At 58.7% G+C, this 23401-nt stretch carries 22 protein-coding genes; 7 read left to right on the top strand and 15 right to left on the bottom strand.

Annotation, left to right across the window (positions count from 1 at the left end; genetic code table 11):
- Positions 1-4: 4 nt before the first annotated feature.
- From MF6394_RS11810 to MF6394_RS11790, 5 genes are all read right to left on the bottom strand, one after another.
- A complete protein-coding gene (locus tag MF6394_RS11810; RefSeq protein WP_003188957.1) occupies positions 5-931 on the bottom strand; it encodes a glutamate/aspartate ABC transporter substrate-binding protein in 927 nt (308 codons plus the stop codon).
- A gap of 364 nt (positions 932-1295) precedes the next feature.
- The gene (gene glpD / locus MF6394_RS11805) at positions 1296-2834 is read right to left on the bottom strand and encodes a glycerol-3-phosphate dehydrogenase (RefSeq protein WP_044270500.1); all 1539 of its coding nucleotides are present in this window, start codon (positions 2832-2834) and stop codon (positions 1296-1298) included.
- A gap of 286 nt (positions 2835-3120) precedes the next feature.
- Positions 3121-3876 (bottom strand): DeoR/GlpR family transcriptional regulator, encoded by a 756-nt coding sequence (locus MF6394_RS11800; RefSeq protein WP_014717134.1) that lies wholly within the window; start codon positions 3874-3876, stop codon positions 3121-3123.
- 94 nt (positions 3877-3970) lie between these two features.
- Entirely contained in the window at positions 3971-5476 is a 1506-nt protein-coding gene (gene glpK / locus MF6394_RS11795) for a glycerol kinase GlpK (protein ID WP_044270497.1), read from the bottom strand.
- 76 nt (positions 5477-5552) lie between these two features.
- Complete coding sequence (locus tag MF6394_RS11790) at positions 5553-6410, bottom strand: MIP/aquaporin family protein (RefSeq protein ID WP_078466723.1); 858 nt, start codon at positions 6408-6410, stop codon at positions 5553-5555.
- Positions 6411-6735: 325 nt separating this feature from the next.
- On the opposite strand from MF6394_RS11790, the gene ybaK reads away from it, so the two are divergent.
- Positions 6736-7206 carry a Cys-tRNA(Pro) deacylase gene (gene ybaK / locus MF6394_RS11785; protein ID WP_032893325.1) on the top strand — a complete coding sequence of 157 codons (471 nt, stop codon included), beginning with the start codon at positions 6736-6738 and terminating at the stop codon, positions 7204-7206.
- A 637-nt stretch (positions 7207-7843) separates the two neighbouring features.
- Here ybaK and MF6394_RS11770 read toward each other — a convergent pair.
- Positions 7844-8953, bottom strand: coding sequence for an ABC transporter ATP-binding protein (locus MF6394_RS11770; protein WP_032893324.1), 1110 nt, complete (start codon positions 8951-8953; stop codon positions 7844-7846).
- Positions 8950-9870: an ornithine carbamoyltransferase gene (gene argF, locus MF6394_RS11765; protein ID WP_014717139.1), complete on the bottom strand. Its 921-nt coding sequence runs from the start codon at positions 9868-9870 to the stop codon at positions 8950-8952. The genes MF6394_RS11770 and argF overlap by 4 nt, the downstream gene beginning before the upstream one ends.
- A 433-nt stretch (positions 9871-10303) precedes the next feature.
- On the opposite strand from argF, the gene MF6394_RS11755 reads away from it, so the two are divergent.
- Both MF6394_RS11755 and grxD read left to right on the top strand, forming a co-directional pair.
- Positions 10304-12412, top strand: a complete 2109-nt coding sequence (locus tag MF6394_RS11755) for a molybdopterin oxidoreductase family protein (RefSeq protein ID WP_078466720.1) — start codon at positions 10304-10306, stop codon at positions 12410-12412.
- Positions 12413-12489: 77 nt separating this feature from the next.
- Positions 12490-12828: a Grx4 family monothiol glutaredoxin gene (gene grxD, locus MF6394_RS11750; protein WP_078466719.1), complete on the top strand. Its 339-nt coding sequence runs from the start codon at positions 12490-12492 to the stop codon at positions 12826-12828.
- Positions 12829-13004: 176 nt separating this feature from the next.
- Here grxD and bfr read toward each other — a convergent pair whose 3' ends face one another.
- The 3 genes from bfr to MF6394_RS33785 all read right to left on the bottom strand — a co-directional run bounded on the left by bfr (position 13005) and on the right by MF6394_RS33785 (position 14117).
- Entirely contained in the window at positions 13005-13475 is a 471-nt protein-coding gene (gene bfr, locus MF6394_RS11745) for a bacterioferritin (protein WP_012722487.1), read from the bottom strand.
- Positions 13476-13676: 201 nt separating this feature from the next.
- Positions 13677-13895 (bottom strand): bacterioferritin-associated ferredoxin, encoded by a 219-nt coding sequence (locus MF6394_RS11740; RefSeq protein WP_003188977.1) that lies wholly within the window; start codon positions 13893-13895, stop codon positions 13677-13679.
- 27 nt (positions 13896-13922) lie between these two features.
- On the bottom strand, positions 13923-14117 hold the full coding sequence (locus MF6394_RS33785) for a hypothetical protein (protein WP_125969605.1): 195 nt from the start codon (positions 14115-14117) through the stop codon (positions 13923-13925).
- Between the two features lie 22 nt (positions 14118-14139).
- Here MF6394_RS33785 and MF6394_RS11735 point away from each other — a divergent pair, with 22 nt between their 5' ends.
- Positions 14140-14742, top strand: a complete 603-nt coding sequence (locus MF6394_RS11735; RefSeq protein WP_003172097.1) for a peroxiredoxin — start codon at positions 14140-14142, stop codon at positions 14740-14742.
- Between the two features lie 632 nt (positions 14743-15374).
- Here the strand turns inward: MF6394_RS11735 and rnt are convergent.
- Positions 15375-16046 carry a ribonuclease T gene (rnt, locus tag MF6394_RS11720; RefSeq protein WP_003188980.1) on the bottom strand — a complete coding sequence of 224 codons (672 nt, stop codon included), beginning with the start codon at positions 16044-16046 and terminating at the stop codon, positions 15375-15377.
- Complete coding sequence (gene pyrC, locus MF6394_RS11715; protein ID WP_032893318.1) at positions 16043-17089, bottom strand: dihydroorotase; 1047 nt, start codon at positions 17087-17089, stop codon at positions 16043-16045. Before pyrC ends, rnt begins: the two co-directional genes overlap by 4 nt.
- Positions 17090-17245: 156 nt before the next feature.
- Between pyrC and MF6394_RS11710 the strand changes: the two genes are divergently transcribed.
- From MF6394_RS11710 to MF6394_RS11690, 3 genes are all read left to right on the top strand, one after another.
- Positions 17246-18154, top strand: coding sequence for a flagellar protein MotY (locus tag MF6394_RS11710; protein ID WP_044272152.1), 909 nt, complete (start codon positions 17246-17248; stop codon positions 18152-18154).
- Positions 18155-18801: 647 nt separating this feature from the next.
- Complete coding sequence (locus MF6394_RS11695) at positions 18802-20019, top strand: argininosuccinate synthase (protein ID WP_003188984.1); 1218 nt, start codon at positions 18802-18804, stop codon at positions 20017-20019.
- Between the two features lie 626 nt (positions 20020-20645).
- Positions 20646-21278, top strand: a complete 633-nt coding sequence (locus MF6394_RS11690) for a response regulator transcription factor (protein WP_003188986.1) — start codon at positions 20646-20648, stop codon at positions 21276-21278.
- Positions 21279-21361: 83 nt separating this feature from the next.
- Here the strand turns inward: MF6394_RS11690 and MF6394_RS11685 are convergent, their stop codons facing one another.
- From MF6394_RS11685 to rsxB, 3 genes are all read right to left on the bottom strand, one after another.
- The gene (locus MF6394_RS11685; protein WP_044272159.1) at positions 21362-21550 is read right to left on the bottom strand and encodes a PA3496 family putative envelope integrity protein; all 189 of its coding nucleotides are present in this window, start codon (positions 21548-21550) and stop codon (positions 21362-21364) included.
- A 107-nt stretch (positions 21551-21657) separates the two neighbouring features.
- Positions 21658-22296, bottom strand: a complete 639-nt coding sequence (gene nth / locus MF6394_RS11680; protein WP_078466716.1) for an endonuclease III — start codon at positions 22294-22296, stop codon at positions 21658-21660.
- A gap of 60 nt (positions 22297-22356) precedes the next feature.
- Positions 22357-23325, bottom strand: a complete 969-nt coding sequence (gene rsxB / locus MF6394_RS11675) for an electron transport complex subunit RsxB (protein ID WP_078466715.1) — start codon at positions 23323-23325, stop codon at positions 22357-22359.
- Positions 23326-23401 lie beyond the last annotated feature (76 nt).

The following is a 23401-nucleotide window of genomic DNA, read 5'->3' as shown; positions in this document are numbered from 1 at the left end:
GGTATCAGATTTTTACTTCTGGCGCTGGTTTGTCGCTAGGGTTAGCGATCAGCTCCTTGACCTTGTCGCTCATCGGGAAGTTAAGGTTCAGGCCTTTCGGTGGGATCGGGCTTTCGAACCATTTGGCGTAGATCTTGTTGATCTCGCCGGACTTGTACAGGGCGACAATGGCGTCATCCACGGCTTTCTTGAAGTCCGGATCGCCTTTGCGAACCATGCAAGCGTAGGCCTCGAAGGACTGTGGAGTACCGGTAATGACCCAGTCATCAGGCTTCTTGGCCTTGGCTTCTTCACCGGCCAGCAGGGCGTCGTCCATCATGAACGCAACGGCACGGCCGCTTTCGAGCATCTGGAAGGATTCGCCGTGGTCTTTGGCGGAGATGACGTTCATGCCCATCTGCTTGTCGGCGTTCATCGCTTTGATGATGCGCTCGGACGTGGTGCCGGCGGTGGTCACCACGTTTTTGCCTTTCAGGTCGGCAAAGTCAGCGTAGGACGGCTTGCCTTCCTTGTCTTTCTTGACGAGCAAACGGGTGCCGATTTCGAAGATGTTGACGGTGAAATCAACTTGCTGGGCGCGTTCTGTGTTGTTGGTGGTGGAGCCGCACTCCAGATCCGCGGTGCCGTTCTGGATCAGCGGGATACGGGTTTGCGAGGTCACCAGGTTGTACTTGGCTTTGAGGTCGGGTTTGTTCAGGTCTTTTTTCAGCTGCTCGACGACGGCCAACTGGATGTCGTGGGAGTAGCCCACGGGTTTGCCCGAACCATCCGCGATGTAGGAAAACGGAATGGAGCTGTCGCGGTGAGCGAGAGTGATGGTGCCGGAGTCGTTGATTTTCTTCAGTGTGCCGGTGAGTTCGGCGGCAAAAACTGGAGTGCTGATCAGAGCAGCAGCGATAGCTGCGCCCAGGATATGGGGAACGATGCGCATCAATACTTCCTCGACATTTGTTTTTTTTATGAAGCCAGCTGAACGGCTCTCTTGTATAGCGACTGCCCGTGACGGCTCCTAAGGCGCCTCAGGCAATCGTTGAAGAGTGTAGAGCATGAGTCGTGCCATACCGAAAACAAAAGGATAACTTCATGATTTATATGGAAATTAACTTTTTGTTTCGGTGATATTTTCGGTCGATAGTCCGGCAAACCGAATAGGGCAGAGGGGCGCGTTCGGAAAACCGAATAGTCCGTAGGGGCGAGCTTGCGCGCGAAAAACGCAAAAGCGCCGCGTTTATGCTGAATAAACGCGGCGCTCTCAGGTTTTTCGCGAGCAAGCTCGCTCCTACACGGTAGGGCGGTCAGGCGGCTTCGATCTTGCCGCGGCTCTGCTCGACCTTGGACAGGTAGCGTTGCAGGTTTTCCTGTTCCTGCTCGGTGGTGAACAGGCCAAGCTTGGTGCGGCGCCACAGCACGTCCTGCGGTTGTGTCACCCACTCTTCGGCGCACAGGTAGTCGACTTCGCGGGTATAGAGGCCGCCACCCAGGTGGTCACCCAGGTCGGCGAGCGATTGCACACCTTCCAGCAAGCGCCAGGTGCGGCTGCCGTAAGTGGTGGACCAGCGGCGGGCGATCTCGCTCGGTACCCAGTCGAACTTGGCGCGGATGGCGTCGGCCAGGGCTTCAGGGGTGCTCATATTTTCGCCGCCGGGCAGGCTCGCCGTGGCAGTCCAACTTGGGCGCATCTGGGTGAAGTACGGCGCCAGTTGGGCCATGGCCGACTCAGCCAGTTTGCGATAGGTGGTCAGCTTGCCGCCGAATACCGACAGGATCGGCGCTTCGCCGGTGCCGCCGGACAAGGCCAGGGTGTAATCACGCGTGATGGCCGATGGGTTATCCGACTCGTCGTTGCACAGCGGGCGCACGCCGGAGTAGGTGTGGACAATATCGTCACGGCTCAGTTGTTTCTTGAAGTGCGCGTTGACCACCTTGAGCATGTAGTCGGTTTCACCTTCGGTGATCGCCACTGCAGCCGGGTCGCCGGTGTATTCGCGGTCGGTGGTGCCGATGATGGTCAAGTGGTTCAGGTACGGAATGGTGAAGACGATGCGCTGGTCTTCGTTCTGCAGGATGTGCGCATGGGCGCCTTCGTACAGGCGCGGCACGATCAGGTGGCTGCCTTGAATCAGGCGGATGCCGTAGGGCGAATCCAGCTTCAGGTCGTCCTTGATGAATTTGGCCACCCAAGGGCCGGCAGCATTCACCAGCGCGCGGGCGCGGATCGAGAACAGGCTGCCGTCGGCACGCTCCATGTTCATTTCCCACAGGCCGTTGCTGCGATGGGCGCTGACGCAACGGGTCTGCGTGTGGATGTGCGCGCCTTTCTCGCGGGCTGCCATGGCATTGAGCACGACCAGGCGGGCGTCATCGACCCAGCAGTCGGAGTATTCGAAGCCTCGGGTGATTTCACTTTTCAGCGGGCTGTCGGCGCCAAACTTGAGGCTTTTGGACCCTGCCAGTTTCTCGCGCTTGCCCAAGTGGTCATACAGGAACAGGCCGGCGCGAATCATCCACGCTGGGCGCAGGTGCGGGCGGTGCGGCAGTACGAAGCGCATTTGCTTGACGATGTGCGGCGCTTTGCCCAGCAGCACTTCACGTTCTGCCAGGGCTTCACGCACCAGGCGGAATTCGTAGTGTTCCAGGTAACGCAGGCCACCGTGGATCAGCTTGCTGCTGGCCGATGAGGTGTGGCTGGCCAAGTCATCCTTTTCGCAAAGGAATACCGACAAACCGCGACCGGCTGCGTCTGCTGCAATCCCGACGCCATTGATCCCGCCACCAATTACGGCAACGTCATAGACTTCGGCAAGCGGTGGAGCAGGCAAGGTGGAAGGGTTCATCGGCTGGCCTCGCGATCTTTTCGTCTTGGAATTCGAACATTAATGTTCATTTGCGAAAATGGTAGCTGATAATTGCGGGCACAGCCACCCGACTTCGATTGAAAAAACTCATCGAAGGGTGGGGAAAGGAAAATTTGTGAACATGAGCCTGTGACAGGCTTGAGGTATGGGCTATTGGATAGATCGCTTTCGCGAGCAAGCCCGCTCCCACATTTGACCGCATTCCCATGTTGGAACTCGATCAAATGTGGGAGCGGGCTTGCTCGCGAAGGCGGCGGTACAGGCGCTACACGACCTCCAGCCGCACCTTATGCTCATTCAACACCTGCACCAACGCCGGCACCGGCTGTTGGTCAGTCACCAGGCAGTCCACCAGGCTGATCGGCCCCAGGCGAATCATGGCATTGCGCCCGAATTTGCTGGAGTCTGCCGCCAGAATCACTTGTCGCGCATTGGCGATGATTGCCTGGGAAACCCGTACTTCCTGGTAATCGAAGTCCAGCAGGCTGCCGTCCTCGTCGATACCGCTGATGCCCACCAGGGCAAAGTCGACCTTGAACTGGTTGATGAAGTCGACACTGGCCTGGCCGACCACACCACCGTCACGGCGCACATTGCCGCCGGTGAGCAACACATCGAAGTCGTCCTTGGCACTGAGCATGGTGGCGACGTTGAGGTTGTTGGTGATGATTTTCAGGTGGTTGTGATTGAGCAGCGCACGGGCGATGGATTCGGTGGTGGTGCCGATGTTGATGAACAGCGAGGCGTGATCGGGAATCTGTGCGGCAATGGCTTCGCCGATGCGTTGCTTCTCGTCGCGCATCTGGTCGGCACGCATGGCGTACGCGGTGTTCTCGACACTGGAGTCATAGGCTGCGCCGCCGTGGTAGCGGCGCAACAGGTTGGCGTCCGCCAACTGGTTGATATCGCGGCGGATGGTTTGCGGGGTGACAACGAATAGCTGCGCCATTTCCTCGATACTGACGTAGCCGCGTTCGCGGACCAGTTCGAGGATTTGTTGTTGGCGGGGAGGCAGATTCATGGGGCGTCCTTTGGGCTGCCATACAAAAGTGGCCCATGATGACGCAGGAATCCGCTCCCTGCCAGTTACAACCTACCGCAAGCCAGCGCTTGGCTTATTCGGCGCCTTCGTGCGGCTCCCAGTCACGGGTGCGGCTCACAGCTTTTTGCCAACCGGCGTAGAGTTTCTCTTTGGCCGCTTCATCCAGCTGTGGCTCGAACTCGCGCTCGATTACCGCTTTGCCGCGCAGCTCGTCCAGGCTGCCCCAGAAACCACACGCCAGGCCAGCCAGGTAGGCCGCGCCGAGGGCAGTGGTTTCACGCATTTGCGGGCGTTCTACCTGGGTGCCGAGGATGTCGGCCTGGAACTGCATCAGGAAGTTGTTGGCAACCGCACCGCCGTCCACGCGCAGGGCCTTGAGGCGTTCGCCCGAGTCCTGTTGCATGGCGTCGAGGACGTCGCGGGTCTGGTAGGCAATCGACTCCAGGGCTGCACGAATAATGTGGTCCACGCGTACGCCACGGGTCAGGCCGAACAGCGCGCCACGGGCATACGGGTCCCAGTAGGGCGCGCCGAGGCCGGTGAAGGCGGGTACCAGGTACACGCCGTTGCTGTCCTTGACCTTGCCGGCAAAGTATTCGGTGTCGTGGGCATCGTTGATGATCTTCAGCTCGTCACGCAGCCATTGCACGGTGGAGCCGCCGTTGAAGACTGCGCCTTCCAATGCGTAGGCCACCTCGCCGCGTGGGCCGCAGGCGATGGTGGTGAGCATGCCGTGCTTGGATTTGACCGCCTTGTCGCCGGTGTTCATCAGCAGGAAGCAGCCGGTACCGTAGGTGTTCTTGGCCTGGCCCGCTTCCACGCACATCTGGCCGAACAGGGCGGCTTGCTGGTCACCGGCAATGCCGCCGATGGCAATACCGCTCTTGGTACGGCCGTAGATTTCCGATGACGACTTCACTTGCGGCAGCATTTCCCGCGGAATGTCGAGAATCTCCAGCATCTTCGCATCCCACTCCAGGGTGTGGATGTTGAAGAGCATGGTGCGCGAGGCGTTGGTGTAGTCGGTGACGTGGGTCTTGCCGCCGGTAAATTTCCAGATCAGCCAGCTGTCGACGGTGCCGAACAGCAGTTCGCCATTGCGCGCACGTTCGCGGCTGCCTTCGACGTTGTCGAGGATCCACTTGAGTTTGGTGCCGGAAAAGTACGGGTCGGTCACAAGACCCGTGGTGTCGCTGATGTATTGCTCGTGGCCATCGCGCTTGAGTTGCTGGCAGATCTCGGTGCTGCGGCGGCACTGCCAGACAATGGCATTGTAGATCGGGCGGCCGGTGATCTTGTCCCAGACCACGGTGGTTTCACGCTGGTTGGTGATACCGATGGCGGCCACTTGGTCGTGGTGCAGGCCGGCCTGGGCCAGCGCTTCGACCATCACCGCGCTCTGGGTGGCGAAGATTTCCATCGGGTCATGTTCGACCCAGCCAGCCTGCGGGTAATGCTGGACGAATTCGCGCTGGGCGGTACACACCACGTTGGCGTCACGATCGAAGATGATCGCCCGGGAACTGGTAGTGCCCTGATCAAGGGCAATGATGTAGTTCTTATTCTGAAGGTCGGTCATGTCAATTGCCTTGGACGAAATAAGGAAGTCAGAAATCAGCCTGGGCCGCGAAGGGCAGGGGACCAGGCTGGCGCTTTCAGGAAATACGGGTCTTGCCGTTGACAGCCGTGTCAGGTGTTTCTTCAGCGATAGCCGGTGCGGCGCTTGGCAGGTGGCGAGCAATCAGCCCGCGGTAGGCCGCAGCACCGAGGCATGCACCGACAATCGGGGCGAAAATCGGCACCAGGAAATAAGGAATATCGCGACCGCCAGTAAAGGCCATTTCACCCCAACCGGCGAAAAAGGTCATCAGCTTGGGACCGAAATCCCGAGCCGGGTTCATCGCAAAGCCGGTCAGCGGGCCCATGGCGCTACCAATCACCGCGATCAGCAAGCCGATCAGCAGGGGCGCCAGCGGGCCGCGTGGCAGGCCGTTGTTGTCATCGGTAAGGGCCATGATCACGCCCATCAGGATGGCGGTGATGACCATCTCCACCAGAAATGCCTGGGCCGTGCTCAGCAGTGCATGGGGGTAGGTTGAGAACACCGAGGCCAATTCCAGGCTGGCTTGAGAGCCGCGGATCATGTGGTGGGTTTGTTCGTAATCGAAAAACAGGTTGCTGTAGAGCGTGTACACCAAGGCGGCGGAGCAGAAGGCGCCGGCGACCTGGGCAAGAATATAGAAGGGCAGTTTGCGCTTTTCAAAATCGGCAAAGATGCACAGGGCGATACTGACCGCCGGGTTGAGGTGAGCCCCGGAAATACCGGCACTCAGGTAGATCGCCATGCTCACGCCGACCCCCCAGATGATACTGATTTCCCACAAGCCAAAGCTCGCACCCGCGACCTTGAGCGCGGCGACGCATCCTGTACCGAAGAAGATCAGCAGCGCGGTGCCCAGGAATTCGGCCATGCATTGGCTCGAAAGTGAAGGCTGTTGAAGAGCAGTTGTCATGGAAAACCTCAATTGTTGTTCTTGTCTTGCGCACCGCCTCAACGGGCAATTGCGCGATATTCACCGCGAGAAGGATCCCCATCCTGGATCGCGGCTTACTGCGGAGTACCAGAGGATTATTCCTACGGTATTCGGAAACGAAAAAATATAGACAAGAATGACCGCTGTCAAAGGTCGAAAGTGAACCATTGGTCATTTCCGAACTATTGGTGTGGTGAATGATCATCGGCAGGGCGCGTCGCTTTAGCGGTAATAGGGCTGTGCTAGAGCGTTTCAGGCGGTCTTGGCCTAGAATTGGCCATCAGTTTGCCCGCCTGGAGCCGCTATGACCCCCGCATTGGACCTGTTGAAAAAAGTTCGCGCCGAACATCGCATCCACAGTTATGAACATGATCCCAAGGCAGCATCCTATGGGCTGGAGGCCGCGGAAAAATTGAGCCTGGACCCGGCCCAGGTGTTCAAGACGCTGCTGGCGAGCAGTGAGAAGGGTGAGTTGTTGGTGGCGGTGGTGCCGGTCGTCGGAAGTCTGGACTTGAAAGCTCTGGCTCACGCTGCGGGTGTGAAGAAAGTCGAAATGGCTGACCCGGCAGCGGCGCAGCGCTCCACGGGTTATCTGTTGGGCGGCATCAGCCCGTTGGGGCAGAAGAAGCGGCTGCGCACGTTTATCGATGAAACGGCGCAACCCTTTGCAACGATTTTTGTCAGTGCGGGCAGAAGGGGCTTGGAAGTTGAATTGCCGGCGGCGGTGTTAGCGGAACACACCCAGGCCAAATTTGCACCGATTGGCCGGGCCTGATAATCATTTTTTGAAGGCCGTGGCTCTCAAATGCGTGGTTTGACAGAGATAGGCATAGGTATCTTCATAACTTTGGAGTGACGCTGAACCTGTGGCGAGGGAGCTTGCTCCCGTGACGGAATGCCAACCGACGCTGACCTACCTGACACACTGCTATCCAATTGTGGGAGCTGGCTTGCCTGCGATGACGGCCAGCCAACACCTACCTACCTGACACTCAGAGATCAAACTGCGGGCTTGCTCGCGAAGGCGGCCTGGCAGGCGACACAGTTGGATTGTGTACATATCCATTGCTGCGGTAACGGCCGCTTAGGGTTCCGCTCTGACAGCGGCTCACTTTTGAAAAGCGCAAAAGTAAGCAAAACGCTCTTGCCCCACCACTCGGCACCTCGCTTGGGCTCGGTGTGCCCGAACGCAGGCTTGAATCCGTGGGCCGCCGCCACGCGCCATCCATGGCGCGGGGCGGCTAACCCGGCGTCCTGCCGGGTTACCCACGAATTCAAGCCTGCGTTCGGCCAGCGTGGTTTAACGGGGCGCCTGAGATCAAAAGCAGATCAAGATCAAGAGCGGCTCGCTTCGCATCGTGGTTACCGTCTGCTATCGCAGGCAAGAGCTCCCACAGTTTGATCCGGCTTTATCAGTGAGCGACGCTGTGGCGGCGCACGCCTGACTCAACGGCGGGAATCTGCGCCGCTGTGCTGCCGGATGCCTGGAACAACACCAGGTGTTCAGCCGCCACACGAATCCCCACCTCTGCGCCCACCTGGTGATCGGCATGGCTGGGGAAAATCGATTCCAATTGCGCGCCGGTCGGCAGTTGCAATCGGTACAAGGTCGAGGCACCGAGGAAGGTCTTGCCGACGATCCGGGCTTTCAACGCGCTGTCCGGCGCATACACGATGTCATCCGGGCGCAGGAGTACATCCACCGCAGCACCGGTTGGCAAGGTATAGGCTCGGTTGCCGCGCAGGTCGCCCAGTTCAGTGCTGACCGATTCCGGCGAGTTCAGCCGGCCACGGATGAAATACCCCTGGCCGATGAAACTGGCGACGTAAGGCGTTTGCGGTTCGTGATAGAGGTTGTAGGGCGTGTCCCACTGCTCTAGTCGGCCTTCCTTGAAGACCCCCACGTGATCGCTGACGGCGAAGGCCTCTTCCTGGTCATGGGTCACCAGGATCGCGCTGGTGCCGCGCGCTTTGAGGATGTCGCGCACTTCATGGCTGAGCTTGCGGCGCAGTTCGCCATCGAGGTTGGAAAAGGGTTCATCCAGCAACAGCAGTTGCGGCTCCGGCGCCAGGGCGCGAGCGAGGGCGACACGTTGTTGCTGGCCACCGGAAAGCTCATGGGCAAAACGCTTGCCCAGGTTCTTCAGGTTGACCAGTTCGAGCAACTCGGCGACCACGCGCTCTTTTTGCGGGTGTTTGCGAATGCCGAAGGCGATGTTGTCAGCCACGCTCAGGTGCGGGAATAACGCGTAGTCCTGGAACACCATGCCGATACGACGTTTCTCCGGTGCCAGGGTGAAACCGGCACGGGAGATGACGTCGCCCGCCAGGCTGATTTCGCCTTCATGCACCGGCTCAAAGCCAGCAATGGCGCGCAGGGTGGTGGTCTTGCCGCAGCCCGAAGAGCCGAGCAGGCAACCGATATCGCCGGCGTTGAGGTGCAGGTTGAGGTTCTGCACCACGCGCTGGTCTTGATAGCCGCATGCCAGGTTGCGCAGGTTCAGCAGTAATGGCTGGCTCATGCGTGGTGGTACGACGGTGGTACGAGGAATTCGAGCAAGGCTTTTTGCGCATGCAGGCGGTTCTCGGCCTGATCCCACGCGACTGAGCGCGGATCGTCGAGCAGGTCCTGGCTGATTTCTTCGCCCCGGTGGGCGGGTAGGCAGTGCATGAACAGCACGTCCGGCGCGGCCAGGTCGAGCAATGCGCGGGTCACCTGGAACGGCGCGAACCGGGCCAGGCGCTTGGCGGTTTCGTCTTCCTGGCCCATGGAGGTCCAGACGTCGGTGCTGACCAGGTGAGCGCCGACCACTGCGTCTTTTGGATCGCGCAGCAGTTGCACACGGCCATCGGCCTTGGCCATGAACTCGGCGCTGGGCTCGTAGCCTTCAGGGCAGGCGATGCGCAGGTGGAAGTCAAACTGAATCGCCGCTTCTATATAGCTGTTGCACATGTTGTTACCATCGCCGATCCAGGCCACGGTCTTGCCTTGGATCGAGCCACGGTGTTCGAGGAAGGTTTGCATGTCGGCCAGCAACTGGCAGGGGTGCAGGTCATCGGACAGGCCGTTGATCACGGGCACACGGGAGTTGGCGGCAAATTCGGTCAGGGTGCTGTGGGCGAAGGTACGGATCATCACGGCGTCGAGCATGCGCGACATCACGATGGCGCAATCGCTGATCGGCTCACCACGGCCCAATTGGGTGTCGCGCGGTGACAGGAAGATCGCCTGGCCACCCAGTTGGATCATGCCGGCCTCGAACGACAGGCGTGTGCGGGTCGAGGACTTTTCGAAAATCATCCCCAGTACACGGTTTTTCAAAGGCTCAAACAGTACGCCGCGGTTACGCAGGTCTTTAAGCTCAATGCCTCGACGGATCACGCTGACCAGCTCTTCGGGCGTGCAATCCATCAGGGAGAGAAAGTGCCTTGCGCTCATCATTAACTACCTTTTGCAACAGACCGCAGATACTCAAAGCCTTGTTTATTGCGACAACGGGCGAGACCTGCGGCGAAAGCCGCACGGGGCGACGAAATAGGGGGAGACGCGATATTGACATTAAATGTCGCGTTTTACCAATAGGGCTACGGTTTTAGGGGTGTTCAAGCAGGGCGCTGGCGCGCGTTTGAAGACGATTTCCTGACAGCAGCGAGCCATTTGTACACTGGCGTCCAGGCCTTTTGCAATGCGCGGGGGCGGGCGTGGGCCAGGTCGCGTCGGTTTCAGCGCCTGTGGGCAAGGTTTCTGAAACATTTGCTCATGCTTGGCCATGCCCTGGCCTATGCCTGTCGATTCACAACGCGAAGGTTGCTGGCGCGCCAAGGGGGCGCGGCCCATAGTTGAGCCAAAGCCCCTATAAAAGAGACTGGCCATGACCAAGACTCTCCACCACCGTGCCTGCCACTTGTGCGAAGCCATCTGCGGCCTCACCTTGGAAACCACCCAAGCCGAAGACGGTAGCCTGGCGATCACCTCGATCAAGGGCGACCCCCTGGACAGTTTCAGTCGCGGCCACATCTGCCCCAAGGCCGTGGCCCTGCAGGACATTCAGAACGACCCGGACCGTTTGCACCAACCCATGCTGCGCGTGGGCAGCCAATGGCAGCCGATTGCCTGGGATGACGCCTTTGCCCTGGTGGCTGAGCGGCTGGCGGGCATTCAGGCGCGGCACGGCCAGAACGCGGTGGCGGTGTATCAGGGCAACCCCAGCGTGCATAACTATGGCTTGATGACCCACAGCAACTACTTTCTAGGGCTGTTGAAGACGCGCAATCGTTTCTCCGCAACCTCGGTAGACCAGTTGCCTCATCACCTCACCAGTCACCTGATGTACGGCCACGGCCTATTGCTGCCCATCCCTGACATCGACCAGACCGATTTTATGGTGATCCTCGGCGGCAACCCGCTGGCCTCCAATGGCAGCATCATGACCGTGCCCGATGTCGAGAAACGCCTCAAGGCCATCCAGGCACGGGGCGGCAAAGTGGTGGTGGTCGACCCTAGGCGCAGCGAGACGGCGGCCATCGCCGACCAGCACTTGTTCGTACGTCCGGGCGGCGATGCGGCGTTGCTGTTCGGCGTGCTCAATACCTTGTTCACTGAAGGGCTGACACGCGACAGCCATTTGCCGGTGCAAGGCCTGGACGAGGTGCGCAGGGCGATCGCCGGCTTTGATGCCGAGGCCATGAGCCGCCAGTGTGCGGTGCCTGCCGAACAGATTCGCCAGTTGGCCAGGGACTTCGCCGGCGCTGATAAGGCTGTCTGTTATGGCCGCATGGGCGTCTCGACCCAGGCGTTCGGTACGCTGTGCCATTGGCTGGTGCAACTGATCAACCTGGTGACCGGCAACCTGGACCGTGTCGGCGGCGCGCTCTGCACCAGCCCGGCGGTGGACCTGGTGGCCTCCACCAGCGGCGGCCATTTCAATCGCTGGCAGAGCCGCGTGTCCGGGCTCCCGGAGTACGGCGGAGAACTGCCGGTGTCGGCGCTGGCCGAAGAAATGCTCACCGAGGGTGAAGGCCAGGTCCGCGCCCTGGTGACGGTGGCCGGCAACCCGGTGCTGTCCACGCCTAACGGTCGCCAATTGGAGCAAGCCCTGGACGGGTTGGCGTTCATGGTCAGCATCGATTTGTATATCAACGAGACCACGCGTTATGCCGACCTGATTTTGCCTTCCACCTCGGCGCTGGAAAACGATCACTACGACACCACCTTTAATCTGTTTGCGGTGCGCAATGTCACGCGCTTCAATCGCGCCATCCTGCCCAAGCCTGAGGGCGCGTTGCATGACTGGGAGATCTTTGTCGGCCTGGCCAAGGCATTTGCGGCGCACACTGGCGCGGTGCTCAAGCCCACCCTGCCACCGGCGCAGATGATCGACTTCGGGCTGCGCGCGGGTGCCTACGGTGACGCATCCAGTCATAAGTTATCGGTGGCGATGTTGGCAGATCATCCCCATGGCATGGACCTGGGGCCGCTCAAGCCCAACCTCGCGGCACGTTTGAAAACCGCGGATGGCAAGGTGCAAGCAGCACCGGCCGTGATCCTCGCAGACCTGGCGCGTTTCGCCGCGCAGCCGGTGCCGGTGGCCGACGAACTGTTACTGATTGGCCGACGGCACGTGCGCAGCAATAATTCCTGGATGCATAACTATCACCGGCTGGTAAAGGGCAAGCCACGCCATCAACTGTTGATGCACCCCGACGACCTGACCCGTCGGCAGCTGAGCGATGGCCAGCGGGTGCGAGTGAGTTCGCGCACCGGCATGATCGAAGTGGAAGTGGTGGCCAGTGCGGACATGATGCCGGGCGTGGTCAGCCTGCCTCACGGCTGGGGCCACGGTCGCCCGGGCGTGCAGATGAGCATCGCGAACAGCCAGCCGGGCGCGAGTGTCAATGACTTGACCGACGAGCGGCAATTGGATGAGTTGTCGGGTAATGCGGCGCTCAACGGCGTGCCGGTGAAGGTGGCGGCGGCCTGAGCATCCTGCTGGATTTTTGCGTTACAATGCGCCACCGTGCCGACCCGTGAGTCGCAAAGTTCCTGCAGAGGTGTTCCATGGATATCATCGAAACGATCAAAGAGCAGATTGCCAACAACACCATTCTGCTTTACATGAAGGGCGCACCTAACGCGCCTCAGTGCGGTTTCTCCGCAAAAGCGTCCCAGGCTGTCATGCAATGCGGCGAGAAGTTCGCTTACGTGGATATCCTGCAAAACCCTGAAATCCGCGCCAACCTGCCAAAGTACGCCAACTGGCCGACTTTCCCGCAGCTGTGGGTAGCCGGTGAGCTGGTTGGCGGTAGCGACATCATCACTGAAATGGCAGCTGATGGTTCGCTGCAAGCGCTGATCAAGGGCGCAGCGGAAAAAGCAGCGGCCAAGACTGACGCCTAATTGGCGAGCAATAAAAAGCCCCGCTTCTCACAAGAGAGCGGGGCTTTTTTTGAGCTTTTCTGTAGGAGCGAGCTTGCTCGCGAAGGTCGCCCAGGCAACGCGTTAAATCAGATGCGCTGCGTGATCGTTGACGTTCTTCGCGAGCAAGCTCGCTCCTACAGTGATAACAAGGGCAGTTATTCACCCATCTGCGATTGCAGGTAATTCTCCAGGCTGACCTTGTCGATCAGGCCCAGTTGAGTTTCCAGCCAGTCGATATGCTCTTCCTGGTCTTCCAGGATATCTTCCAGCAGTTCACGGCTGCCGAAATCGCCCTTGGTTTCGCAGTGGGCAATCGCGGCTTTCAGGTCGCTGTGGCTCTTGCGCTCAAAGCCCAGGTCGCTGCTGATCATTTCCTGGGTGTGCTCGCCGATGTTCAGCTTGCCCAGGTCTTGCACGTTCGGCAGGCCTTCCAGGAACAGGATGCGCTTGATCAGCGCGTCGGCGTCCTTCATGGCTTTGATCGATTCTTTGTATTCACGCTTGCCGAGCTTTTCCAGGCCCCAATCGTCGTACATGCGTGCATGCAGAAAGTACTGATTGATCGCGACCAGTTCATTGGCAAGGATTTTGTTGAGTTGCTGGATGACTGAGATGTCGCCTTTCATGACTGGGGTCCTGCCCTGTAATAGCTGTGTATAAGGCGGAGTCTGAGCGGTGAAAATCCTAGTGTCAAACCTAAGTTATTGAATAATAAATGAAAATTAATCGGAATAAGAATGTTTGTGTTCCGCGTCTAAGCGCTAACTAATTGAATTAATGGCATAAAAAAACCGGACACTAGGTCCGGTTCTTCAAAACAGGCCTATTCAGGCGTGTTTAAATTCTGCTGGGTAGGGGAGCGCGGCCTGGGCTGTCTGCAGCTGCGTCAGGGTTTCCCGTACCACTTGCTTGGCCAGGCAAGCACATTTGCCACACTGGCTGGCTACGCCGGTGGTTTCACGTACTTCCTTGTAGCTGCAGCAACCTTCGTAGATTGCTTCGCGGATTTGTCCGTCGGTGACGCCAGTGCAGAGGCAGACATACATAAGTGAGAACCGTCGCGGGTTTATGGCTTAAGTGCGATGGATCTTAATGTTAACGAGAATGATTGTCAAAATAGTTTCATCGACAATCCAGCGCGCATCGCCCATGCGCTGACGAACGGTTTTTTCGGTGTATGATGGTCGGTCTTTACGAAGCGTGATTGCGTCATGTTTCTGTCGATTTTCACCGGCAGACTCGACCTGTCCTTTTACTTCAATCGTCACCCCCTACATCAGGAGATATCCAATGAGCGTACTCGTCGGTAAACAAGCCCCGGATTTCGACGTACCAGCTGTCCTCGGCAATGGCGAAATCGTTGACAGCTTCAAACTGTCTGAAGCCATCAAAGGCAAATACGGCCTGGTGTTCTTCTACCCGCTGGACTTCACCTTCGTCTGCCCTTCGGAGCTGATCGCCCTGGACCACCGCATGGACGATTTCAAGGCGCGCAACGTTGAAGTGGTCGCGGTTTCCATCGACTCCCATTTCACCCACAACGCCTGGCGCAACACCGCCATCAATGATGGCGGCATCGGCAAAGTCAAATACACCATGGCTGCCGACATGAAGCACGACATCGCCAAGGCCTACGACGTTGAGTCCGAAGGCGGCGTGGCGTTCCGTGGCGCGTTCCTGATCGACGACAAGGGCGTTGTGCGCTCGCAGATCATCAACGACCTGCCGCTGGGCCGTAACATGGAAGAACTGATCCGCCTGGTCGACGCGCTGCAATTCCACGAAGAGCACGGCGAAGTCTGCCCTGCCAACTGGAAAAAAGGCGACAAAGGCATGAACGCTTCGCCAGAAGGCGTTGCGGCTTACCTGACCGAGAACGCTGGCAAGCTGTAAGCCAACGTCACGGTATAAAAAAACCGGCCTGAGAAGGCCGGTTTTTTTATGGGTGGGGACTTGCTCCCGTGGCGGCCTGACAGCCTACGCTGGTGGGTCTACCTGACACCCACAATCCAACTGTGGGAGCTGGCTTGCCTGCGATGGCGGCCTACCAGCCAACACTTCTCTACCTGACACCCCACAAGCCAACTGTGGGAGCGGGCTTGCTCGCGAAGGCGGCCTGGCAGTCAACACAGTTGGATTGGGTGCATATCCATTTCTGCGGTAACGGCCGCTTAGGGTTCCGCCCTGACGGCGGCTCACTTTTGAAAAGAGCGCAAAAGTAAGCAAAACGCTCTTGCCCCACCACTCGGCACCTCGCTTGGGCTCGGTGTGCCCGAACGCAGGCTTGAATCCGTGGGCCGCCGCCACGCGCCATCCATGGCGCGGGGCGGCTAACCCGGCGTCCTGCCGGGTTACCCACGAATTCAAGCCTGCGTTCGGCCAGCGTGGTTTAACGGGGCGCCTAAGATCAAAAGCCAGATCAAGATCACAAGCAGATCAAGATCAAGAGCGGCTCGCTTCGCATCGTGGTTACCGTGGGCTGCGACAACCTACAGAATTGTGTAGATACCTATGCTCATCGGGGCTCAGTCGTTGAAGTCTTCCCAGCCACCCATCTGTTTCCAGCGATTGACGATGCCGCAAAACAGCTCGGCAGTCTTCTCGGTGTCGTAGCGGGCCGAGTGGGCTTCACGCCCGTCAAAGTCGATACCGGCTGCCTGGCAGGCTTTGGCCAGAACGGTCTGACCGTAGGCCAGGCCGGCAAGGGTGGCGGTGTCAAAGCTGGAGAACGGGTGAAATGGGTTGCGCTTCATGTCCAGCCGCGCCACGGCGGCGTTCAGGAAACCCAGGTCGAAACTGCTGTTGTGGCCGACCAGGATTGCGCGTTTGCAGCCATTGGCCTTCAACGCCTTGCGCACGCCACGGAAGATATCGGTCAGTGCCGCTTCTTCACTCACCGCCATGCGCAGGGGGTGGTCGAGCTTGATCCCGGTGAACTCCAGGGCAGCGGCTTCGATATTGGCGCCTTCGAAGGGCTCTACGCGAAAGAAATGCGTGTGCTCCGGGTACACAAAGCCTTGTTCGTCCATGCCGATGGTGGTTGCGGCAATTTCCAGCAAGGCATCGGTGGCGCAGTTGAAACCACCGGTTTCTACGTCGATGACGACCGGCAGATAGCCGCGAAAACGCTCGGCCATCGGATGGCGCGAGCCGCCACCGCCGTGCTCTTGTTCGTCGTCGTAATGATCTTCACTCACTTGCTTTCCTCCAGCAGGCGCCAGCGCAGTGTTTCACCGGCGCGCAGCGGGATAACGGTCAGCTCGCCAAACGGCAGGCTGGCAGGGGCGGTCCAGTCTTCACGAACCAGGGTAATGCGGTCGGTATTCGCCGGCAGGCCGTAGAAACGCGGGCCGTTGAGGCTGGCGAAACCTTCGAGCTTGTCCAGCGCGTTACGCTGTTCAAACGCTTCGGCGTACAACTCGATGGCGGCAAACGCGGTGTAGCAGCCGGCGCAGCCGCATGCGGCTTCCTTGGCGTGCTGGGCGTGGGGCGCCGAGTCGGTACCGAGGAAGAACTTCGGGCTGCCGCTGGTGGCGGCATCCAGCAGGGCTACCTGATGGGTGTTGCGCTTGAGGATCGGCAGGCAATAGAAATGCGGCCGAATCCCGCCCACCAGCATGTGGTTGCGGTTGTAGAGCAGGTGATGGGCGGTGATGGTCGCGCCAACGTTGGCCGACGCCTCGCTGACGAACTGCACGGCATCGGCGGTGGTGATGTGTTCAAACACCACTTTGAGCGTGGGGAACAGCTCGACCACACGACGCATGTGTTCATCGATGAAGATTTTTTCGCGATCGAACACGTCCACATCGCCACGGGTGACTTCCCCGTGGATCAGCAACGGCATGCCGACTTCCGCCATGGCTTCGATCGCCGGCAGGATCTTGTCGATACTGGTTACACCGGAATCGGAGTTGGTGGTTGCGCCTGCCGGGTACAGCTTGGCGGCGTGCACATAACCGCTGGCCTTGGCTTCGCGGATTTCTTCAGGCTGGGTGCGGTCGGTGAGGTAGAGCACCATCAACGGTTCGAAGCGGCTGCCGGCCGGTCGTGCAGCGAGGATGCGCTGGCGATAGGCGTCGGCCTCTGCGGCATTGCGCACCGGAGGTACCAGGTTAGGCATGATGATGGCACGGCCAAACGTGCGGGCCACGTCGGCCACGGTTTGGGGTAACGCAGCACCATCGCGAAGATGAATATGCCAGTCGTCGGGACGCAGCAGGGTCAGGCGGTCGGACATTGGGGATTCCAGGCGGGTCAATCTGGTGGGAATGCTACCGGAAAAGACTCTTGCAGGCACTCGCTATCAAGTTTTGCCGGATGCTACCGATATCTCCGGGTATGCCTTAACGATGTATGACGCTGTGAAGTGTTGTAGAAACCCATGGAGCCTCCCGTGCGCCAGTATTATCTAGCCCTGCTCAGTGTGTTCGCTAGCCTGCCTGCGGCGGCCCTCACGTTCCAGACACGTCTGGAGAATATTGAGTGGAAGGTAGAGGGCGATCAGTTCGAGTGCCGCTTGACCCAGCCGATCACCGATTTCGGTTCCGGTGAATTCGTACGCCGGGCCGGCGAACAGGCGACGTTTCGTCTGAAAACCTATGGCAGCAGCCTCGGCGCCGGCTCGGCAACCCTGTTGGCCGCTGCTGCGCCGTGGCAACCGGGCCGAGGTGATATCAACCTTGGGGCCGTGCGTGTCGGCAGCGGCGACGTGCTGTTCAATAGCTCCCAGGCCCAGGCCGGTCGCCTGTTCACCGGCTTGCTCGAAGGGCGCAGCCCGACGGTGCGGCATTACGGGCGTGAAGGCGGTTACTCGGAAATTCGCCTGCTGCCGGTGAAGTTCAACAAGGCCTATAACGATTATCAGCTGTGCACCACCAAGCTGCTGCCCATGAATTACGACCAGGTCAAACAGACCGAAGTCGGCTTCCCCGGTGGCGGCATTGAGCTGGACGCGGCGGCCAAGAAGAAGTTGTCCGTGATCCTGGCCTTCATGAAAGCCGATCCCACGGTCAATCATGTCGAGTTGAATGGCCATTCGGACAACAGTGGCAACCGTCTGACCAACCGCGACGTGTCGCGCCGTCGCGCCCTGGCGGTGATGGACTACTTCAAGGCCAACGGCATCCAGGAATCGCAGATCACGATGCGCTTCCATGGCGAAAGCTACCCCTTGGCGCCCAACACCAATGCCGCCAACCGTGCGCGTAACCGCCGTGTGAATATTCAGCTTGAGCGCGTGGCCGCGCCTGAGAAACCTGCGCCCCAGGCCACTGCGCCGAGCAACCCGGCGGCTACCTCATAAGCATGGGTAACCGCACAACTTCGGTATGACGCCGAAACTGTGGCGAGGGAGCTTGCTCCCGTGACGACCGGATAGCCGACGCCTATCTATCTGACACCCTACGATCCAATTGTGGGAGCTGGCTTGCCTGCGAAGGCGGCCTAACAGTCAACACAGTTGGACCGGGTACATATCCGTTATTTAGGCAACGGCCACTTAGGGTTCCGCCCTGACGGCGGCTCACTTTCGAAAAGCGCGAAAGTAAGCAAAGCGCTCTTGCCCCACCACTCGGCACCTCGCTTGGGCTCGGTGTGCCCGAACGCAGGCTTGAATCCGTGGGCCGCCGCCACGCGCCATCCATGGCGCGGGGCGGCTAACCCGGCGTCCTGCCGGGTTACCCACGAATTCAAGCCTGCGTTCGGCCAGCGTGGTTTAACGGGGCGCCTGAGATCAAAAGCAGATCAAGATCAAGAGCGACTCGCTTCGCATCGTGGTTACCGTTGAACGCTACTAGGGTGTGTAAATACCTATGCTCCATCGAGGCGACCATCGGTCGCCCACTCGACATAATCTGTCGCTTTATCTTCATTTGCTGTCGCGCCCCTGTAATTTCGCGGTTTTGATCGGTAGAATCGTCGCCTTTCCGTACAACCCCGTGGAGTGATGGCATGGCCGACGTAAACAAGGTCGTTCTCGCGTATTCCGGCGGCCTGGACACTTCGGTGATCCTCAAGTGGCTGCAGGATACTTATAACTGTGAAGTGGTGACCTTCACCGCTGACCTGGGTCAGGGTGAAGAGGTCGAACCTGCACGTGCCAAGGCGCAAGCCATGGGCGTGAAAGAGATCTACATTGACGACCTGCGCGAAGAGTTCGTCCGCGATTTCGTCTTCCCGATGTTTCGCGCCAACACTGTCTACGAAGGTGAGTACCTGCTGGGTACCTCCATCGCACGTCCATTGATCGCCAAGCGCCTGATCGAGATCGCCAACGAAACCGGCGCCGACGCCATTTCCCATGGCGCCACCGGCAAGGGCAACGACCAGGTCCGTTTCGAACTGGGTGCCTACGCACTCAAGCCAGGCGTGAAAGTCATTGCGCCGTGGCGTGAGTGGGACCTGCTGTCCCGTGAAAAGCTGATGGATTACGCTGAAAAGCACGCCATCCCGATCGAGCGTCATGGCAAGAAGAAGTCGCCGTACTCGATGGACGCCAACCTGCTGCACATTTCCTATGAAGGCGGCGTGCTGGAAGACACCTGGACCGAGCACGAAGAAGACATGTGGAAATGGACCGTCTCCCCGGAGAACGCTCCAGACAAGGCGCAGTACCTGGAACTGACTTACCGCAACGGCGATATCGTCGCGCTGGACGGCGTTGAAATGACCCCGGCCACCGTACTGGCGACCTTGAACCGTATCGGCGGCCAGCATGGTATCGGCCGTCTCGACATCGTCGAGAACCGTTACGTGGGCATGAAGTCCCGTGGTTGCTACGAAACCCCAGGCGGCACCATCATGTTGCGCGCCCACCGCGCCATCGAATCCATCACCCTGGACCGCGAAGTCGCTCACCTCAAAGACGAGCTGATGCCCAAGTACGCCAGCCTGATCTACACCGGTTACTGGTGGAGCCCGGAGCGTCTGATGCTGCAACAGATGATCGACGCCTCCCAGGCTCACGTGAACGGTGTCGTACGCCTGAAGCTGTACAAGGGCAACGTGATCGTCACCGGCCGCAAGTCCGATGAGTCGCTGTTCGACTCCAACATCGCCACCTTCGAAGAAGACGGCGGGGCCTACAATCAGGCGGACGCGGCAGGCTTCATCAAGTTGAACGCACTGCGCATGCGCATTGCTGCCAACAAGGGCCGCTCGTTGTTCTGAGTCGTGCGCCTGTTGTGAAAAATGGCCCCTTGCGCAAGGGGCCATTTTTTTTTGCCTGGGTTTTTATGGGCGCTTTAAAAGCAGAACTGTTTATTAATGTTTAGCCTGTGTTTAAGGATTTTTTCGTAACTTGCGCAATTATTTTCCGTTTTTGTCATTTGTTTTTAAGTTTGAATGATTTTTTACATCTGGGGAGGAACTATGTCTGACAGAAAATTCACTCATGTAGTTGCAACGGATATGTGAATTGTTGAATTTTCTGTAGGAATTATGGAAGTGCTGAAATATGTTAAATGGAACTAATGGGAACGGTTGTTCCGGGTTGGTTTGTGCGCGTCATGGCGACAAGCAAGGGGCATTTCCTGAAAGTCTTGTGCGGCACGTTTACTTTCAGGGGCTGATGGGCACGATATTTCACTCAAAATATGTACGCGTCGAGAAAGGTCTGAAAGCAACCATAAAGCTCTATGCATCTAAGTTGGCGATTTTTTGTAGGTTAATTCCTATCTTCTTGTGGGTTGGGTCTCTGCCTGCTCTCGTTCGGGGGGGAATGCTATGCCAACTAGTAATCGACTAGGCTATTGTGTTTGCTCTAAATAATTCGAACAGCGAAATTGGACTTTCTCATGAATAAAGTGCTGATCGTGGATGATCATCCCGTCATTCGTCTTGCTGTGCGCATGCTAATGGAGCGTCATGGTTATGAGGTCGTTGCCGAGACCGATAACGGTGTCGATGCGTTGCAACTTGCACGGGAACATATGCCGGATATTGTGATACTGGATATCGGAATCCCCAAGCTCGACGGCCTGGAAGTTATTTGCCGGCTGGCTTCGACCAAGCAAGCCGTCTCGTTCAAGGTACTGGTGCTGACGTCCCAAGCCCCCGGCCATTTTTCCATGCGCTGCATGCAGGCGGGGGCCGCCGGCTATGTGTGCAAGCAGCAGGATCTGACAGAGTTGCTCAGTGCCATCAAGGCGGTGCTTTCCGGCTATAGCTATTTCCCGAACCAGGCGCTCAATTCGGTACGCTCAACCATGGGCAATGCCAGTGAAGCCGACATGGTCGAACGTTTATCGGGGCGGGAGATGATGGTGCTACAGCAACTGGCCCGTGGCAAAACCAACAAGGAGATTGCCGATGGCATGTTCCTGAGCAACAAAACCGTCAGTACCTACAAGACGCGCTTGCTGCTTAAGCTCAATGCCCGATCCCTTGTGGACCTGATCGAACTGGCCCAGCGCAACGGCCTGGTTTAGGAGGATATTGCACCCCTTGAATACCCGTGTAACCGGCAGAAAAAAGCCTCCGTCAGGGAGGCTTCCGGCCGTCAACGGCTCGATCAGAAATCGAAGTCGTAATCGGCCAGCTGTTTTTGCAAGCGTCGCTCTTCCAGAAGATTGTCGATAGTGCGGCGTTTGCTCAAATTGGTCTTGGCCACCTCTGGCACAGGTGTTTCTACCACCTCATCGTCATCCGACGCAACGAGGTCGTCTTCCACTTCCAGGTCTTCTTTGCTGCCAGCGCTCATAAGGTCAACTCCAGGCTAAGACTGCCGTTGGGGCCCCTTATAGCGATAATCCGCGAACGGGTAAAAAAGATTTTTTCAATCGCCTGATCATAAAAACCAATGATCGCTCAATCGTCGGAGGTCTTGTCCTTGTATTCGCACAAATCTTCGATGCGGCAGCTGCCACAGCGCGGCTTGCGGGCCTGGCAAACGTAGCGTCCGTGCAGGATCAGCCAATGGTGGGAGTCGAGCAAATAGGGCTTGGGCACGAACTTCATCAACTGCTTTTCCACCTCAACCACATTCTTGCCCCGTGCAATGCCGGTTCGGTTGCTGACGCGGAAAATGTGCGTGTCCACTGCCATGGTCAACTGCCGGAAGGCCGTATTGAGCACCACGTTCGCCGTTTTGCGGCCCACGCCTGGCAAGGCTTCCAGGGCTTCGCGGGTTTGTGGCACCTCACCCCCATGCAGCTCCAGCAACAGGCGGCACGTCTCGATCACGTTCTTGGCCTTGCTGTTATACAGGCCGATGGTCTTGATGTATTCGGACAGGCCTTCCACACCCAGGGCGTAAATCGCGGCGGGTGTATTGGCTACGGGATACAGCTTGGCCGTGGCCTTGTTGACGCCAGCGTCCGTGGATTGAGCCGAGAGGATCACCGCAATCAGTAACTCGAACGGTGAGGAGTAGGCCAATTCGGTTTTCGGTTCCGGGTTGTCTTCGTGAAACCTGCGGAAAATTTCCAGGCGTTTTGCGGCATTCATAGGGACAGACGTTTCCTTGCAGGCGGTCGGCGTGATGTTAGCAATACACAGTGCAGTGGGTCAGCCGTTGGCCTCGGCATCCTGCAGCGTTTGCTCGGCGGCGTTCAAGGCGGTTTTCAAGGTTGCGATTTCATGCGCGTCAGCATGCTGATCCTGAGCCTTTTTCAACGCAGCCCGGCGCATGGCCAACTGGATCTTTGCGCGCTTGAACTCGGCGCTTTTAGCGGCCGTCTTTGGTGGCTGTGGTGAGCTGTTGGCCTCCAGTGCGGCAAGCGCCTGCTCGGATGCCTCGAACTGTCGCTGCAGCATAATCAATTGCGACTGCTGCTCAAAGGTCGGCGGATGCCCAAACGCTTTCAAGGATTTGTGCAACTGAGCGCGACTCATGGCGACGTTGGTTTTGGCCTGCTTGATCGCGGCGTCCTGAGCGGCCTGAGGGTTATTGACCGGGGCTACCTCCATCGGCGCTGTGCGCTTGGCTCGTGCCACGCGTTCGGCGAGCTTGCAAGCCTCTTCACGTTGCAGGCGGGCGTTACGTTGCTCGAAGCGCCGCCGCGCCCTGTCGCGTTTGAGGTCGCGTGCACGCCGTTCATCATCATTGCTGGCCAAGTCACCGACGATAGGCAAAACCTCAGCGAGCGGACGCATCTCGATGCAGTCAACAGGGCAGGGCGCAACACACAGGTCGCAACCGGTGCACTCATCGACAATCACGGTGTGCATCAGCTTGGCGGCGCCCACAATGGCGTCCACCGGGCAAGCCTGGATGCATTTGGTGCAACCAATGCATTCGGCCTCGCGGATATAGGCGACCTGGGCGGGCGCTTCTCCACGGCGGGTGTCCAGGTCCAGTACTGGCAGGCGCAGCAGTTGCGCAAGCCCGGCAATGGTTTCCTGCCCACCGGGCGGGCACTTGTTGATGGCTTCGCCTTTAGCGATGCCTTCTGCGTAAGGTTTGCAACCCGGGTGCCCGCACTTGCCGCATTGAGTCTGCGGCAGCAGCGCGTCGATACGTTGAATGAGGTTCATGCTGTGATCATAGCGTTGACGCCCGGCCCAGGGAGAAGGGCAAGCTGAGAGGCCCCGCCGTAGCGACAGCGGGGCA

It is taken from the genome of Pseudomonas sp. MF6394, from assembly GCF_002018845.1.
Taxonomy (GTDB): Bacteria; Pseudomonadota; Gammaproteobacteria; order Pseudomonadales; family Pseudomonadaceae; genus Aquipseudomonas; species Aquipseudomonas lactis.
The sequence above is the reverse complement of the archived record's forward strand: the minus strand, read 5'-3'. Positions and strand labels throughout refer to the sequence as shown.